Origin of the sequence: Streptomyces sp. NPDC058579, from assembly GCF_042718575.1 — a bacterium.
In the GTDB taxonomy this organism is placed as follows: Bacteria; Actinomycetota; Actinomycetes; order Streptomycetales; family Streptomycetaceae; genus Streptomyces.
Window position 1 is genome coordinate 25,747 of sequence record NZ_JBHXPI010000058.1, and the last position, 13,318, is coordinate 39,064.

Genomic DNA, 13,318 nt, shown 5'->3' on the forward strand with positions numbered 1-13,318 from the left:
ACCATGGCAACGCTTGAAATCCGCGACCTGCACGTCACCGTCGAGGTCGAGAACGGCACCAAGGAAATTCTCAAGGGTGTCGACCTGACCGTGAAGCAGGGCGAGACCCACGCCATCATGGGCCCCAACGGCTCCGGCAAGTCGACCCTGGCGTACTCCCTCGCGGGCCACCCGAAGTACACGATCACCGGTGGCACCGTGACCCTGGACGGCGAGGACGTCCTGGAGATGTCGGTCGACGAGCGCGCCCGCGCCGGCGTCTTCCTGGCCATGCAGTACCCGGTCGAGGTCCCCGGCGTCTCGGTCTCCAACTTCCTGCGCACCTCCGCCACCGCCGTCCGCGGCGAGGCGCCCAAGCTGCGCACCTGGGTGAAGGAGGTCAAGTCCGCGATGGAGCAGCTCCAGATGGACCCGGCCTTCGCCGAGCGCAACGTCAACGAGGGCTTCTCCGGCGGCGAGAAGAAGCGCCACGAGATCCTCCAGCTCGAACTGCTCAAGCCGAAGATCGCGATCCTCGACGAGACCGACTCCGGCCTCGACGTCGACGCCCTTCGCGTCGTCTCCGAGGGCGTCAACCGCGTCCGTGAGACCGGCGAGGTCGGCACGCTGCTGATCACGCACTACACGCGGATCCTCCGCTACATCAAGCCCGACTTCGTGCACGTCTTCGCGAACGGCCGCATCGCCGAGTCCGGCGGCGCCGAGCTCGCCGACCAGCTCGAGAACGAGGGCTACGACAAGTACGTGAAGGGTGGCGCATCCGCGTGACATCTGCCCATCAGGGGCTCTCCGGCCTCCTCGACACCGAGGCGATCCGCAAGGACTTCCCGCTCCTGGATCGCGTGGTCCACGACGGCAAGAAGATCGTGTACCTGGACTCCGCGGCGACCTCGCAGAAGCCGCGCCAGGTGCTCGACGCGCTCAACACCTACTACGAGCGCCACAACGCCAATGTCCACCGCGGCGTCTACACGGTCGCCGAGGAGGCGACGGCGCTGTACGAGGGCGCCCGTGACAAGGTCGCGGCGTTCATCAACGCGCCGAGCCGCGACGAGGTGATCTTCACCAAGAACGCCTCGGAGTCGCTCAACCTCGTGGCCAACATGCTGGGCTGGGCCGACGAGCCCTACCGCGTGGACCACGAGACCGAGATCGCCATCACGGAGATGGAGCACCACTCCAACATCGTGCCGTGGCAGCTGCTCTCGCAGCGCACCGGCGCGAAGCTGAAGTGGTTCGGCCTCACCGACGACGGCCGTCTCGACCTCTCGAACATCGAAGAGGTCATCACCGAGAAGACCAAGATCGTCTCGTTCACGCTGGTCTCGAACCTGCTGGGCACGATCAACCCGGTGGAGACGATCGTCCGGCGTGCGCAGGAGGTCGGTGCGCTGGTCTGCATCGACGCCTCGCAGGCTGCCCCGCACATGGTGCTCGACGTGCAGGCGCTGCAGGCCGACTTCGTGGCCTTCACCGGTCACAAGATGGTCGGCCCGACCGGCATCGGCGTGCTGTGGGGACGGCAGGAGCTCCTGGAGGACCTGCCTCCGTTCCTCGGTGGCGGCGAGATGATCGAGACGGTCTCGATGCACTCCTCCACCTACGCGCCGGCCCCGCACAAGTTCGAGGCGGGTACGCCCCCGATCGCCCAGGCCGTCGGCCTCGGCGCGGCCGTGGACTACCTGTCGGCGATCGGCATGGAGAACATCGCGCGCCACGAGCACGCGATCACCGAGTACGCCGTCCGCCGCCTCCAGGAGGTGCCGGACCTGCGGATCATCGGCCCGACCACGGCCGAGGACCGCGGCGCGGCGATCTCCTTCACGCTGGGCGACATCCACCCGCACGACGTGGGCCAGGTTCTGGACGAGCAGGGCATCGCGGTCCGGGTCGGTCACCACTGCGCGCGGCCCGTCTGCCTGCGGTACGGAATTCCCGCGACCACGCGAGCGTCGTTCTATCTGTACTCCACCCCCGGCGAGGTCGACGCGCTGGTCGAGGGTCTGGAGCACGTACGGAACTTCTTCGGCTAGGGGAATCGTCGTGAAGCTGGATTCGATGTACCAGGACGTCATCCTGGACCACTACAAGCACCCGCACGGGCGCGGTCTTCGGGACGGCGACGCCGAGGTGCACCACGTCAACCCGACGTGCGGCGACGAGATCACGCTCCGCGTGAAGTACGACGGCTCGCGGATCGAGGACGTGTCGTACGAGGGCCAGGGTTGTTCGATCAGCCAGGCCTCGGCCTCGGTCCTGAACGAGCTGCTCGTCGGCAAGGAGCTGGCCGAGGCGCAGAAGATCCAGGGCACGTTCCTGGAGCTGATGCAGTCGAAGGGCCGGCTCGAGCCCGACGACGCGATGGAGGAGATCCTGGAGGACGCGGTCGCGTTCGCCGGTGTCTCGAAGTACCCGGCCCGGGTGAAGTGCGCGCTGCTCAGCTGGATGGCGTGGAAGGACGCGACGGCCCAGGCGCTGGGCGACGCGGAGAGGAAGTCGGCATGACCGAGAACGTCGAGGCCACCATGAAGCCGGCCTCCGAGGAAGAGATCCGCGAGGCGCTGTACGACGTCGTCGACCCCGAACTGGGCATCGACGTCGTCAACCTCGGCCTGATCTACGGCATCCACATCGACGACTCCAACGTCGTCACGCTGGACATGACCCTGACGTCGGCGGCCTGTCCGCTGACCGATGTGATCGAGGACCAGGCGAAGGCCGCGACCGACGGCATCGCCAGCGAGCTGAAGATCAACTGGGTCTGGATGCCGCCGTGGGGCCCGGACAAGATCACGGATGACGGCCGCGAGCAGCTTCGCGCGCTCGGCTTCAACGTCTGATCGCAGGCTTTCCCACGTACGGCCATGATCGCCAGGCATACTGGCGATCATGGCCGTTCGCATGTACCACATCGTCGTCGACGCCCACGACCTCCAGGCCCAGGCCCGGTTCTGGGCCCAGGTCCTGGACTGGAAGATCCTCTTCGAGGACGAGGAGGAGGTCGTCATCGGCGCCGACGAGCACGCCCTGCCCGGGATGTGCTTCCTGCCGGTGCCCGAGTCCAAGACCGTGAAGAACCGGCTCCACATCGACCTGACGCCCGACGACCGGGACGCCGAGGTCGAGCGGATCATCGCCCTCGGCGCCCGCCAGATCGACGTCGGTCAGGGCGAGGACGCGACCTGGGTGGTCCTCGCCGACCCCGAGGGGAACGAGTTCTGCGTGCTCCGGCCGAAGCGTTCGCTCACGGACTGAACGGGTACGGCGTCCCGGCCGCCTGGGCGAGGGCCGGGGCCAGGTTCTCCTTGCGGATGCGCTGGTCGACGTAGACCAGGCCGGTCACCAGGGGCGGGAAGACCGAGCAGAAGGCCTGCGCCACCATCCCGCCGACGGCGGCGATCGCCAGTACGGGAGCGAACGCGAGCAGCACCTCGCCCGGGGTGTCGAAGTCGGTGGTCTCCGTGAACGAGACGGGGATCGAGAGCAGCAGGCTGAGCACCTGCTGGATCAGCCAGTTCGCCACCGTGGCCATGATCGCCGCGACGAGCAGCGCGCCGAAGATCCGCCACCACGAGCCGCGCACCAGCTCGTTGGAGCGGCGCAGGGAGGCCACCGCGCCCTGGTTCTCGAACACCGCCGCCGCGGGCGCCAGGCTGAGCTTCACCCAGATCCAGGCGGCCAGCGGCATGGTGGCCAGGGCGACGAGGAAGAACAAGGTCGCCGCGACGGGCGAGAACAGCGGCGCGTCCGACTGGTCGAGCGACGAGAGCATCGCCACCATGAAGCCGACCATGGCCAGCACGAAGAGCACCATCGGCACCACGACGACCAGCGTCGACAGGGCGACCGTGCCGATCACCGCCGGCACCCGTGACCAGGCGCGGCGCCAGATCGCGCCGAAGGTGGTCCGGCGGCCGAGCACCGCCTCCTGGAGGACGGCGGGGCACGCCGCGTACACCACGGCGCTCGCGAGGAGCATTCCGACGATGCCCACCAGCCACAGGGCGCCGAACGCGAACAGCAGCGGGCGGCCGTCGTCCCAGCTGGGCTCCTGCCCGCTCGGCAGGTCGAAGACCCGGGGGACATGGTCGGAGACCATCGCGTAGGCGATGCCGAAGGTCGCGCCGACCAGCAGCAGGGCCGCGCCGTAGGCGGCCGTGGCGACACCGAGCAGCTGCTTCCAGTACCCGCCGAGGGTGGCGAAGGCACCGGTCAGGATCTGGCTCAGACCCAGTGGCGCCAGGGGTATCACGCCGGGCTTCGGCGGTGGGGGCGGAGGCGGGTAGCCGTAACCGTATGGCCCCGTGGGAATTGTCATGAGCCTTACCGTATCGGGCGGCGTTGCGTACGGTCGTACATATCGTTGTGTACGCTGGTACACATGGGATACGGACTGCTGGCAGGCGCCATCACGGCCGAGATCGTCGCGACGGTCTCCATGAAGTACAGCGAGGGCTTCTCCAAGCTCTGGCCGTCGATCGTCACGGGCCTGGGTTACGTGATCGCCTTCGCGCTGCTCGCCCAGGCGCTGAAGACGCTCCAGGTGGGGACCGCGTACGCGATATGGTCCGGCGTCGGCACCGCCGCCGTCGCCGTGATCGGAATCCTCTTCATGAACGAGACCCTCAACGCCGCCAAGATCGCCGGGGTGGTCCTCATCATCGCGGGCGTCCTCGTGCTCAACATGGGGGGCGCCCACTGATGGCCGCCGCGCGCGCCCGCCGCCACGACCCCGAGCGGCGCCAGCGGATCGTCGACGCCGCGCTGCGCGTGGTCGGCGCCCGGGGCATCGCAGGCCTCAGCCACCGTACGGTCGCCGCAGAGGCGGACGTGCCGCTCGGCTCCACGACGTACCACTTCGCCTCGCTCGACGAACTCCTCGTCGCCGCGCTGCGCCAGGCCAACGAGGGCTTCGGCGGGCAGCTGCGCGAGCGCGCGGAACTCCCCGAGATGGCGGCCGGCCTGCCCTCCGCCCTCGCCCGGCTGATGGGCGAGTGGATCGGCGGCGACCGGACCGGGGTGGAGCTGGAGTACGAGCTCTACCTCGCCGCCCTGCGCAGGCCCGCCCTGCGCCCGGTGGCGGCGGAGTGGACCGAGGCCGTCACCGAGGCCCTCTCCCGCCACACCGACCTCGTCACCGCCCGCGCGCTCGTCGCGCTGATGGACGGCATCTGCCTGCAGGTGCTGCTGACCGGCGCGGAGTACGACGAGGCCTACGCGCGCGACATGATGGCGCGGCTCCTGCCGGCCCGCCCGGACATCCCGGGGGATCCCACGAGCGGGGAGGCGCCGGTGTCGTCGGAAACGCCGGGACCGTCGACCGACACCTGAGACCGGTTGGCCCGGGCGCCGCCCGGACCGTTAGGTTTTCCGCATGACCACTGCTCCTCGCACCACCGGCGCCGTCGCCGCCGGCCTCGCCACCATCGCCGGTGACGGCACCGTTCTCGACACCTGGTTCCCCGCCCCCGAGCTGACCGACGCCCCCGGGCCCGCCGGAACCGAGCGGCTCACGCCCGACGCCGCCGTCAACGCCCTCGGTGAGGGCGCCGCCAAGGCCCTCGGCGTGGACGCCCGCCGTGGCGTCGAGGTGGTCGCCGTCCGCACCGTCATCTCCTCGCTCGACGACAAGCCGCTGGACGCGCACGACGCGTACCTGCGCCTCCACCTGCTCAGCCACCGCCTGGTCCGGCCGCACGGCCAGAACCTGGACGGCGTCTTCGGCCTGCTCGCCAACGTCGCCTGGACCTCGCTCGGCCCGGTCGCCGTCGACGACGTCGAGAAGGTCCGCCTCAACGCCCGCGCCGAGGGCCTGCACCTCGCCGTGACGAGCATCGACAAGTTCCCGCGGATGACCGACTACGTCGCCCCCGCGGGCGTCCGGATCGCCGACGCCGACCGGGTCCGCCTCGGCGCGCACCTCGCTGCCGGCACCACCGTTATGCACGAGGGCTTCGTCAACTTCAACGCCGGCACGCTCGGCACCTCCATGGTCGAGGGCCGCATCTCCGCCGGTGTCGTCGTCGGCGACGGCTCCGACATCGGCGGCGGCGCCTCCACCATGGGCACGCTCTCCGGCGGCGGCAACGTCGTCATCTCCATCGGCGAGCGCTGCCTCATCGGCGCCGAGGCGGGCGTCGGCATCGCGCTCGGCGACGAGTGCGTCGTCGAGGCCGGTCTGTACGTCACCGCCGGTACGCGCGTCACGATGCCCGACGGCGAGATCGTCAAGGCGCGCGACCTCTCCGGTGGCGACAACATCCTCTTCCGCCGCAACTCGGTGACCGGTGCCGTCGAGGCCCGCCCGAACAACGCGGTGTGGGGCGGGCTCAACGAGATCCTGCACAGCCACAACTGAGGCAGCCGCAACTGACGACGCCCCGCACGTGACCTGGACGTGTGACTCTGCGTTAACGGAACGACGTGGAGTCACACGAACAGACAAGGCGAGGAGTCGACATGAGGACGAGGCCCACCGTTGTCGGGGCGCTGGCGGTCGCGGCCGCCGTGCTGCTGCCCGTAGGGGCGGCGTCGGCGGACGAGACGCACACGCGCACGCACAACGGCCCGACGATCCAGAACGGCCCGAGCCTCACCCTCCACACCGGTCAGATCGACGACCCGCTGGAGGACGTCCTCGAACACGCGGCGCTCTTCGGCACCACCTACGTGTTCGACTGAACCAGATCCTCGTACGCCGCCCGCAGCCCGTCGACCGCCTCCCGGTCGGCGGGCTGCAGCGGTTCCCGGACGTAGTCGCCGAGGAGCGCCTTCGCCGTCACCGCGCCCGGAAGCCCGGCGGCCATCATCAGCTCGGCCAGCGGCAGCGTGAGCGCGTTGAGCCGGGCCGCCTCCGCCGTGTCGCCCCGGTCGAAGGCGTCGAGCACGGCCCGCAGCTGACGTGGCACCACATTGGCCACCGTACTGACGTATCCGGCGCCGCCCACCGCGTACAGCGGCAGGTTCAGCTCCTCGCAGCCCGAGTAGTACGCGAGCGAGGTGCGGGCGATCACCTTCGACGAGCCGAGCAGGTCGTAGGCGCAGTCCTTGACCGCGACGATGTTCGGGTGCGCGGCGAGCCGCAGCATCGTCGCGGGCTCGATCCGGGTGCCGGTGCGGCCGGGGATGTCGTAGAGCATGACCGGCAGGTCCGTCGCCTCCGCGACCTTGACGAAGTGCGCCTCGACGGCGGCCTGCGGGGGCCGGCTGTAGTACGGGGTGACGACCAGGAGCCCGTCCGCGCCCGCCTTCTCGGCCTGGCGCGCCAGCTCGGCTGTGTGGCGGGTGTCGGGGGTGCCGACGCCCGCGACGACGGAGGGGCCGGGGCCGACGGCCGCGCGGACCGCCTCGATGAGGGCGGCCTTCTCGGCGTCCGTGGTGGTCGGGGACTCGCCGGTGGTGCCGTTGAGGACCAGGCCGTCGCAGCCCTCGGCGACCAGGTGGGCGGCGTGCACGCGGGCGGCGTCGAGATCCAGCTCGCCCGAGGCGGTGAAGGGGGTGATCATCGCGCAGAGGGCCCGGCCGAAGGGGCGTTCAGTACTCATTCGGGAAGTCTGCGCCCCTCGATGGTGAAGGTCTACTTAGTTCTGCTTGGGGTGAGGGGTAAGCAGGGCTGAAGTGTGGGGTCTGGCATGATCGGGGCGGGACGCGACAGGGGACAAGGGAGAGCACCACACCATGAGCGAACAGCGCGTCGCACTCGTCACCGGTTCGTCCTCGGGCATAGGGGCCGCCGTCGCCCGCCGCCTCGCCGCCGCCGGGGTCCGGGTCGTCGTCAACTCGGCGCGTTCGGTGGAGGCGGGCAAGGCCCTCGCCGCCGAACTGCCGGACGCCGTCTACGTCCAGGCCGACGTCTCCGACGAGACGCAGGCCGCGGCCCTCGTCGCCGCGGCGGTCGAGGCGTACGGCCGTCTCGACATCCTCGTCAACTGCGCGGGCACCACCCGGTTCATCCCGCACGACGACCTGGCGGCGGCCTCGCCCGAGGTCTGGCGCCACCTGTACGACGTCAACGTCATCGGGGTCTGGCAGACCATCACCGCGGCCGTCCCGCACCTGAAGGCCCACGGCGCGGGCTGCGTCGTGAACATCTCCTCGCAGGCCGGCGTCCGCCCCGGCGGCAGCTCCATCCCGTACGCCGTCTCCAAGGCGGCCGTCAACCACATGACGAAGCTGCTCGCGAAGACCCTCGGCCCGGACGTCCGGGTCAACGCGGTCGCGCCCGGCTTCGTCGACACCCCCTGGTTCGACGGCGTCGCGGGCGCCGACGAGGCCAAGGCCCATGTGGCGGGCGCGGTTCCGATGCGCAGGGTCGGCCGGCCCGAGGACATCGCCGGCGCCGTCTTCGACCTCACCAACGCCGCGTACATCACTGGCGAGGTGCTCCTCGTCGACGGCGGCGGGCACCTGCTGACCTAGCCGTCCTTCACAGCGCGAGCTTGAAGCCGTCGTGGCTGCGGGCGAAGCCCAGGGAGGCGTAGAAGCGGTGGGCCTCCGTCCGCCGCTTGTCGCTGGTCAACTGGACGAGCGCGCAGCCACGTTCGCGCGCCCGCTCCACGGCCCGCGCCATCAGCTCCCGGCCGAGGCCGCCGCCGCGCCGGTCGGCCCTGATCCGTACCGCCTCGATCAGCGCCCGCTCGGCGCCGCCCTTGCCGAGGCCGGGGATGTACGTCGCCTGGAGGCAGCCGACGACCTGGTCCTCGTCCACGAGTACGAGGATCTCGTTGCGCGGGTCGCCCTCGATGGCCGTGAAGGCCCGCTCGTACGACTCCGTGACGACGATCGACGCGGGGTCCACGACCCGCTCCTCGTCGGCGAGGAGGGCGAGGACGGCGGGGAGTTCGGCGCGGGTGGCGGGGCGGAGGATCATGGGCCGAGTCTCGCACGGGCGCGGGGCTTGACCTCAAGCGCGGTTGAGGTCGGAGAGTGGGGTCACCGACGACAGGAGGCCACCCCATGAACGCCGTTGCCCGATCCGTTGCCCGCCCCGACGCCCGCCCCGACCTGCACCGCCCCGATGCGGGGATCGTCTTCGTCAGCACCTGGCGGGTCGGCACCCCCGAGCGGCAGCGGGCCACCGTCGACGCCATCGCCAAGACGTGGGAGAGCCGCGACTGGCCGGACGTCGGGCTGCTCTCGTACTCCGTGTACATCGGCACCGACGGCGACACCCTGCTCCACTACTCGCAGTGGACGGGCGAGGAGGCCTACCAGGAGTTCGTCCGCACCCTCCGCGAGGACCGGAACGCCGAGATCGACGCGGCCGTGCCCGGGATCGAACGCGTCGGCATCGACCGCTACACGCTCTACCGGTCCACCCCGCTCGGCGACGGGACCGACACCAGGATCCCCGGTTGCGTCGTCATCGTCGACGTCGAGTTCGACGGCCCGGACGCCGGCCGGCAGCGCGCCTGGGTGGACGGGGTCTTCGAGGCCCTGGAGACCGACCCGAACCCCGCGCCCGGAGGGATCGCGGGCCACTTCCACATCGGCGTCGACGGGACGAAGGTCCTCAACTACGCCGAGTGGGAGAGCGAGCAGGCCCATGCCGAGGCGCTCGCCGGAGCGGGGTCCGGGGTCGGGTCCGCGACGCCCCAGTGGGCGAAGGTGCAGAACTCCCCGGGGGTGACGGGCGGCCGGGTGACGCGCTACGCGCCCGCGCTCAGCCTGAGCGCGGGCGCGTAGCGAGCGCCGAACTACGGGCGGAAGCGCAGCACCTGCGGGTCGTGGTCGCTGTTCTGGTCCGCGAACTCCGCGTTGATGTGGACGCTGTCGTACTCGAAGCGGCCGACGCCCGGGCTGGTCAGGATCTGGTCGAGGACCTGGCTGTTGCCCTGGAAGACGTACGAGTAGCGCTCGCTGCGCGGCAGCGACTTCACCGCCGGGTAGAGCGCCCCGCCCTCCGTCAGCGCCTTCGTCGTCCCGGAGAACTCGAAGTCGTTGATGTCACCGACGACGAGGACGTCGGCGTCCTTGCGGATCGAGAGGACGTCCTTGACGAAGGCGTTCACGGACTGCGCCTGGAGCAGGCGCTTCGCCTCGGAGGAGCGCACCGGCGGCTGGTGGTGCGAGACGAGGGACTCGTCGCCGCCCTTGGAGCCGAAGTGGTTGGCGATCACGAAGACCGTACGGCCGCGGAACGTGAACTCGCCGGCCAGCGGCTTGCGGCTGTTCTCCCAGGCCGTGTTCGCCGGGTCGATGCGGCCGGGGGAGAGCGTCAGCTCGGGGCGCCCGCCCTTGCCGCGCACCACGTCCGTCGCGGCGGCGGCGTTCGCGCCCGCGCGGTCGGTGAAGGAGACCCGCTCAGGGTTGAAGAGGAAGACCTGGCGGATGTTGCCGCCGGGCTCGCCGCCGTCCTTGTTGTTCTCCGGGTCGATCGAGCGCCACTCGTACGCCGGGCCGCCCGCCGCCACGATGGCGTCGGTGAACTTCTTCACCGTCTGGTCGGCGGCGACCGTGCCGTCGTTCTTCGCGCCGTTGTTGTCCTGGATCTCCTCCAGGGCGAGGATGTCGGGCGAGGCCAGGTTGTTCACCACGGCAGCCGCGAGCGCGTCGAACTTCTCCTGCGGGTCGGACGGGTCGAGGTTCTCGACGTTGTACGTCGCGACCGCCAGCTCGTTCCTGCGCTGCTTGTCGGTGACCTCGGGCTCCAGGCCGCGGTCCACGACCGTGCCGAGGGTACGGGCCGTCAGGGTGTAGCCGCCGAACTGGTTGAAGTCCAGCGGGCCCTCGGTCGTCCCGGCGAGCACGTCACCGACGTTCGCCTTGGGGAAGGGCTGCTGGGCGATCGGCGTCAGCGACTGGATCTGGAGCCGGCCGGTGTTCTGCGAGGTGTACGAGCCGTAGACCGTGCCGCCGCGCCAGGTGCGGTTCTCCCAGGGCTTCACCGTCACCCAGAGCTCGGAGTACGGGTCGGTGGCGCCCACCACGCGCGAGGTGCCGACGCGGACGTTGGTGCCCTCGAGGGACTCGTAGTAGTCCAGGGCGTACTTCTTCGGGTTCAGCGTGAGGCCGTTGATCGAGCCGGCGGCCGCCGCGTCGCCCTCGGGGGCGTACGCGCTCGGGACCGACCAGGCGGAGATCGTCACGGGGGCCGGGAGCGGGTTCCCGGAGGAGACCACGGTGACGGCCGGCTTGGAGATCTGGGTCAGCGACTGGTTGCCGGAGGCGAGGCCGCCGGGGACGTACTCGCCGACGGTGCCGTTCACGCTGACGGCGTCGCCGACGGCGACGGTCGGCACGGAGCTGGTGAAGACGAACAGGCCCTCACTGGTGGCCGGGTTGTCGTCGGCCTGCGGGTCCTGGATCCAGAAGCCGCGCGAGCCGTACGTCCGGACGCCGGTCACGATCCCCGTGACGCCCGTGACCTGGGTGCCGACGAGGGGCGAGACGCGGGTGGTGCCCTGGATGTCGTGGACGCGGACGGCGGCGGTGTCCTCGGCCGCGGCGCTGCCCGAGGCGGCGAGCAGTCCGGCGGCGAGCGCGGCCGACACGACGGCGGCGACCGCCGCGGATCTCGGTATGGAGGAAGGCATCAGGGTGCTCCGGAGGCGCTTGGAGAATCGGTCGATAGATCTACGCGCGTCAATCTCTTGGCTGGATGGGGGACTTGTCAAGGCTCGACGGGTGTACGAAGGCTGACGGGACCGTGAACCGGGAGGTGGGGCGGGAAAAGCGTCTACGCTGAAGCGCGTTCGGCGCGCGCGGCGCGTCCGTACCGCCACGCCACCCAGGATCACGCCCAGGATCACGCCCAGGCTCACACGCCCTTCGAGGAGAAGACCGCAGATGGCACCGGACCACCCCTCCCTGCCCCCCGTTCAGCTGCACTCGGACGCGGAGCTGGCGCGGGAAGCCCTGGCCACGCCCCTCCTGTCCCGCGCGGCGCGGCTCGCCCGCTGGGCCGGGCCGGAGACCCTGGTCGGTGCGGGCGGCGAGCTCGTCGAGGAACAACTGCCCGCCGCCGCAGAGGTGTTGGGCCTCGCGGCGGACGAGGACGGCGAGGCGTACGCGAGTGAGGCGTGGCGCCTCGCGGTCGACACCGGGCTCGTGGAGGTCGAGGACGGCGACGACGACACCCCGGGCGGGGTGACCGTGGGCGACAACCTCGCGGCGCTCACGGGCGGGGCGCCGCTCGACGTCCTCGGGATCTGGCTCGACGGCCTCGACGTGGTGCTCGCCGACGCCACCGCGCCCGTCCTGGACGACATCGCGGACGTCATCGGCGAGGACGGCGAGATCGACCTCGAGCGGCTCGACTGGAACCCGGAGGAGGAGGCGGAGTTCCTGGAGGGCGTGCTCGGCAACCTGTACCTGCTCACGGTCGGCGAGGGCGGTCCTGGCGAGGGGCCGGTGCCGCTGCCGGCGCTCGCCGCGTCGATGATCGTCCCGGACGACATGGGTGAGCCGACGGACGACGTCCTGGAGCAGGTCTCGGAGGCGATGATGCGCCTCGACGACCAGTTCCGTCTCCTTGAGCCCATCGGGCTCGTCGAGTACCAGCCCGTCGACGAGGCGCTGATGGTGGAGGAGGGCGAGGAGCCTGCGGCGCGGTTCGAGGAGGCCGAGGAGGTCGACGACGAGGATGTGAGCCGGTACGGCATGGTCCGGCTGACGCCGCTCGGGCTGTACGGCGTCCGGTCCCGGATGCTGGAGGCGGGCTTGGACGCGCCGGCCGTCGGCGAACTGGCGGACAAGGGCGCGGACGTGCTCCTCGACGGGCTCGCGACCTACCCCGAGAGGGCGGCGCGCGCCGAGACCGTGGGCTGGCTGGAGGGCCGGGACGCGGTCGGCGCGGCACGGGAGCTGCTTGCCGCGGCGCGGGGCGCCGACGCGGGCTCCCCGCTGCGACGGCTCCACTGCCAGCAGGCGCTCTCCCTCGTGGGCGCGGAGGCGGAACCGGCGGTACGGGAGGTGCTCGACAACCCGGAACTGGGCGGGCTCGCCCGGGTCTGGCTGGCGGAGCTCGGGGCGGCGGACGTGCCGGCGCCGTCGGAAGCGATGATCTTCTGGCTGGCGATCGACACGATCGCGGCGCAGCTGGAGGTGCGGGGCGAACTGGACGAACTCCGCGACCTGATCGAGGGCCTGACGGGCCGCCACAGCGGCTTCTTCGAGGCGGCGTGGCGGGTGGAACACCCGGCGACGGCGGAGGTCCTGGAGGCGATGGGCCGCCTCCACCCGGACAAGACCTCGGCGAAGGAGGCCCGCAAGGCGGCCTTCAAGGCGAGGTCCCGCGCAGGCGCGTAGGGGCGCTTCCGGGGGCTCCGCCCCCGAACCCCCGCGGCGGGTGGGCGGGGTTCGATCCCCCACCCCGCCC

At 71.0% G+C, this 13,318-nt stretch carries 16 protein-coding genes; 12 read left to right on the plus strand and 4 right to left on the minus strand.

Annotation, left to right across the window (positions count from 1 at the left end):
* The first annotated feature begins 3 nt into the window (after nucleotides 1-3).
* Genes sufC through ACFWRO_RS34405 form a run of 5 tightly spaced genes read left to right on the plus strand, consistent with a single transcriptional unit; the run spans nucleotide 4 to nucleotide 3,255 of the window.
* Nucleotides 4-768: a Fe-S cluster assembly ATPase SufC gene (sufC, locus tag ACFWRO_RS34385; protein ID WP_384517745.1), complete on the plus strand. Its 765-nt coding sequence runs from the start codon at nucleotides 4-6 to the stop codon at nucleotides 766-768.
* Nucleotides 765-2,033: a cysteine desulfurase gene (locus tag ACFWRO_RS34390; protein WP_362014102.1), complete on the plus strand. Its 1,269-nt coding sequence runs from the start codon at nucleotides 765-767 to the stop codon at nucleotides 2,031-2,033. Before sufC ends, ACFWRO_RS34390 begins: the two co-directional genes overlap by 4 nt.
* A gap of 10 nt (nucleotides 2,034-2,043) precedes the next feature.
* Complete coding sequence (sufU, locus tag ACFWRO_RS34395) at nucleotides 2,044-2,505, plus strand: Fe-S cluster assembly sulfur transfer protein SufU (RefSeq protein WP_384517748.1); 462 nt, start codon at nucleotides 2,044-2,046, stop codon at nucleotides 2,503-2,505.
* Complete coding sequence (locus ACFWRO_RS34400) at nucleotides 2,502-2,840, plus strand: metal-sulfur cluster assembly factor (RefSeq protein ID WP_362014105.1); 339 nt, start codon at nucleotides 2,502-2,504, stop codon at nucleotides 2,838-2,840. The genes sufU and ACFWRO_RS34400 overlap by 4 nt, the downstream gene beginning before the upstream one ends.
* Before the next feature lie 49 nt (nucleotides 2,841-2,889).
* Nucleotides 2,890-3,255 (plus strand): VOC family protein, encoded by a 366-nt coding sequence (locus ACFWRO_RS34405; RefSeq protein ID WP_384517751.1) that lies wholly within the window; start codon nucleotides 2,890-2,892, stop codon nucleotides 3,253-3,255.
* Here the strand turns inward: ACFWRO_RS34405 and ACFWRO_RS34410 are convergent.
* Nucleotides 3,245-4,318, minus strand: coding sequence for an oxidoreductase (locus tag ACFWRO_RS34410; RefSeq protein ID WP_384517754.1), 1,074 nt, complete (start codon nucleotides 4,316-4,318; stop codon nucleotides 3,245-3,247). The genes ACFWRO_RS34405 and ACFWRO_RS34410 overlap by 11 nt on opposite strands.
* Before the next feature lie 63 nt (nucleotides 4,319-4,381).
* On the opposite strand from ACFWRO_RS34410, the gene ACFWRO_RS34415 reads away from it, so the two are divergent.
* From ACFWRO_RS34415 to ACFWRO_RS34430, 4 genes are all read left to right on the plus strand, one after another.
* Complete coding sequence (locus tag ACFWRO_RS34415; protein ID WP_384517757.1) at nucleotides 4,382-4,702, plus strand: DMT family transporter; 321 nt, start codon at nucleotides 4,382-4,384, stop codon at nucleotides 4,700-4,702.
* On the plus strand, nucleotides 4,702-5,331 hold the full coding sequence (locus tag ACFWRO_RS34420) for a TetR/AcrR family transcriptional regulator (protein WP_384517760.1): 630 nt from the start codon (nucleotides 4,702-4,704) through the stop codon (nucleotides 5,329-5,331). The genes ACFWRO_RS34415 and ACFWRO_RS34420 overlap by 1 nt, the downstream gene beginning before the upstream one ends.
* A gap of 43 nt (nucleotides 5,332-5,374) precedes the next feature.
* Nucleotides 5,375-6,358, plus strand: coding sequence for a 2,3,4,5-tetrahydropyridine-2,6-dicarboxylate N-succinyltransferase (gene dapD, locus ACFWRO_RS34425; protein WP_384517763.1), 984 nt, complete (start codon nucleotides 5,375-5,377; stop codon nucleotides 6,356-6,358).
* A gap of 101 nt (nucleotides 6,359-6,459) precedes the next feature.
* Complete coding sequence (locus ACFWRO_RS34430) at nucleotides 6,460-6,681, plus strand: hypothetical protein (protein WP_362014115.1); 222 nt, start codon at nucleotides 6,460-6,462, stop codon at nucleotides 6,679-6,681.
* On the opposite strand, the gene dapA is transcribed toward ACFWRO_RS34430, so the two are convergent.
* Nucleotides 6,666-7,544 carry a 4-hydroxy-tetrahydrodipicolinate synthase gene (dapA, locus tag ACFWRO_RS34435; RefSeq protein WP_384517767.1) on the minus strand — a complete coding sequence of 293 codons (879 nt, stop codon included), beginning with the start codon at nucleotides 7,542-7,544 and terminating at the stop codon, nucleotides 6,666-6,668. The two genes, ACFWRO_RS34430 and dapA, sit on opposite strands and share 16 nt — an antisense overlap.
* 133 nt (nucleotides 7,545-7,677) lie before the next feature.
* Here dapA and ACFWRO_RS34440 point away from each other — a divergent pair, with 133 nt between their 5' ends.
* Nucleotides 7,678-8,418 carry an SDR family NAD(P)-dependent oxidoreductase gene (locus tag ACFWRO_RS34440; RefSeq protein WP_384517770.1) on the plus strand — a complete coding sequence of 247 codons (741 nt, stop codon included), beginning with the start codon at nucleotides 7,678-7,680 and terminating at the stop codon, nucleotides 8,416-8,418.
* Between the two features lie 7 nt (nucleotides 8,419-8,425).
* On the opposite strand, the gene ACFWRO_RS34445 is transcribed toward ACFWRO_RS34440, so the two are convergent.
* Nucleotides 8,426-8,869 (minus strand): GNAT family N-acetyltransferase, encoded by a 444-nt coding sequence (locus ACFWRO_RS34445; protein ID WP_384517773.1) that lies wholly within the window; start codon nucleotides 8,867-8,869, stop codon nucleotides 8,426-8,428.
* Between the two features lie 86 nt (nucleotides 8,870-8,955).
* Between ACFWRO_RS34445 and ACFWRO_RS34450 the strand changes: the two genes are divergently transcribed.
* Nucleotides 8,956-9,684, plus strand: a complete 729-nt coding sequence (locus ACFWRO_RS34450; protein ID WP_384517776.1) for an antibiotic biosynthesis monooxygenase — start codon at nucleotides 8,956-8,958, stop codon at nucleotides 9,682-9,684.
* A gap of 11 nt (nucleotides 9,685-9,695) precedes the next feature.
* On the opposite strand, the gene ACFWRO_RS34455 is transcribed toward ACFWRO_RS34450, so the two are convergent.
* Nucleotides 9,696-11,534, minus strand: coding sequence for an endonuclease/exonuclease/phosphatase family protein (locus ACFWRO_RS34455; protein ID WP_384517779.1), 1,839 nt, complete (start codon nucleotides 11,532-11,534; stop codon nucleotides 9,696-9,698).
* Nucleotides 11,535-11,787: 253 nt separating this feature from the next.
* Here ACFWRO_RS34455 and ACFWRO_RS34460 point away from each other — a divergent pair, with 253 nt between their 5' ends.
* On the plus strand, nucleotides 11,788-13,248 hold the full coding sequence (locus ACFWRO_RS34460; RefSeq protein ID WP_384517781.1) for a hypothetical protein: 1,461 nt from the start codon (nucleotides 11,788-11,790) through the stop codon (nucleotides 13,246-13,248).
* Nucleotides 13,249-13,318: the final 70 nt, after the last annotated feature.

What these genes read in the sequence shown, in the direction of transcription:
- sufC (WP_384517745.1), top strand. Translation starts at nt 4, where the DNA reads ATGGCAACGCTTGAAATCCGCGACCTGCACGTCACCGTCGAGGTCGAG.
- ACFWRO_RS34400 (WP_362014105.1), top strand. Translation starts at nt 2,502, where the DNA reads ATGACCGAGAACGTCGAGGCCACCATGAAGCCGGCCTCCGAGGAAGAG.
- ACFWRO_RS34405 (WP_384517751.1), top strand. Translation starts at nt 2,890, where the DNA reads ATGGCCGTTCGCATGTACCACATCGTCGTCGACGCCCACGACCTCCAG.
- ACFWRO_RS34410 (WP_384517754.1), bottom strand. Translation starts at nt 4,318, where the DNA reads ATGACAATTCCCACGGGGCCATACGGTTACGGCTACCCGCCTCCGCCC.
- ACFWRO_RS34415 (WP_384517757.1), top strand. Translation starts at nt 4,382, where the DNA reads ATGGGATACGGACTGCTGGCAGGCGCCATCACGGCCGAGATCGTCGCG.
- ACFWRO_RS34420 (WP_384517760.1), top strand. Translation starts at nt 4,702, where the DNA reads ATGGCCGCCGCGCGCGCCCGCCGCCACGACCCCGAGCGGCGCCAGCGG.
- dapD (WP_384517763.1), top strand. Translation starts at nt 5,375, where the DNA reads ATGACCACTGCTCCTCGCACCACCGGCGCCGTCGCCGCCGGCCTCGCC.
- ACFWRO_RS34430 (WP_362014115.1), top strand. Translation starts at nt 6,460, where the DNA reads ATGAGGACGAGGCCCACCGTTGTCGGGGCGCTGGCGGTCGCGGCCGCC.
- dapA (WP_384517767.1), bottom strand. Translation starts at nt 7,544, where the DNA reads ATGAGTACTGAACGCCCCTTCGGCCGGGCCCTCTGCGCGATGATCACC.
- ACFWRO_RS34440 (WP_384517770.1), top strand. Translation starts at nt 7,678, where the DNA reads ATGAGCGAACAGCGCGTCGCACTCGTCACCGGTTCGTCCTCGGGCATA.
- ACFWRO_RS34445 (WP_384517773.1), bottom strand. Translation starts at nt 8,869, where the DNA reads ATGATCCTCCGCCCCGCCACCCGCGCCGAACTCCCCGCCGTCCTCGCC.
- ACFWRO_RS34450 (WP_384517776.1), top strand. Translation starts at nt 8,956, where the DNA reads ATGAACGCCGTTGCCCGATCCGTTGCCCGCCCCGACGCCCGCCCCGAC.
- ACFWRO_RS34455 (WP_384517779.1), bottom strand. Translation starts at nt 11,534, where the DNA reads ATGCCTTCCTCCATACCGAGATCCGCGGCGGTCGCCGCCGTCGTGTCG.
- ACFWRO_RS34460 (WP_384517781.1), top strand. Translation starts at nt 11,788, where the DNA reads ATGGCACCGGACCACCCCTCCCTGCCCCCCGTTCAGCTGCACTCGGAC.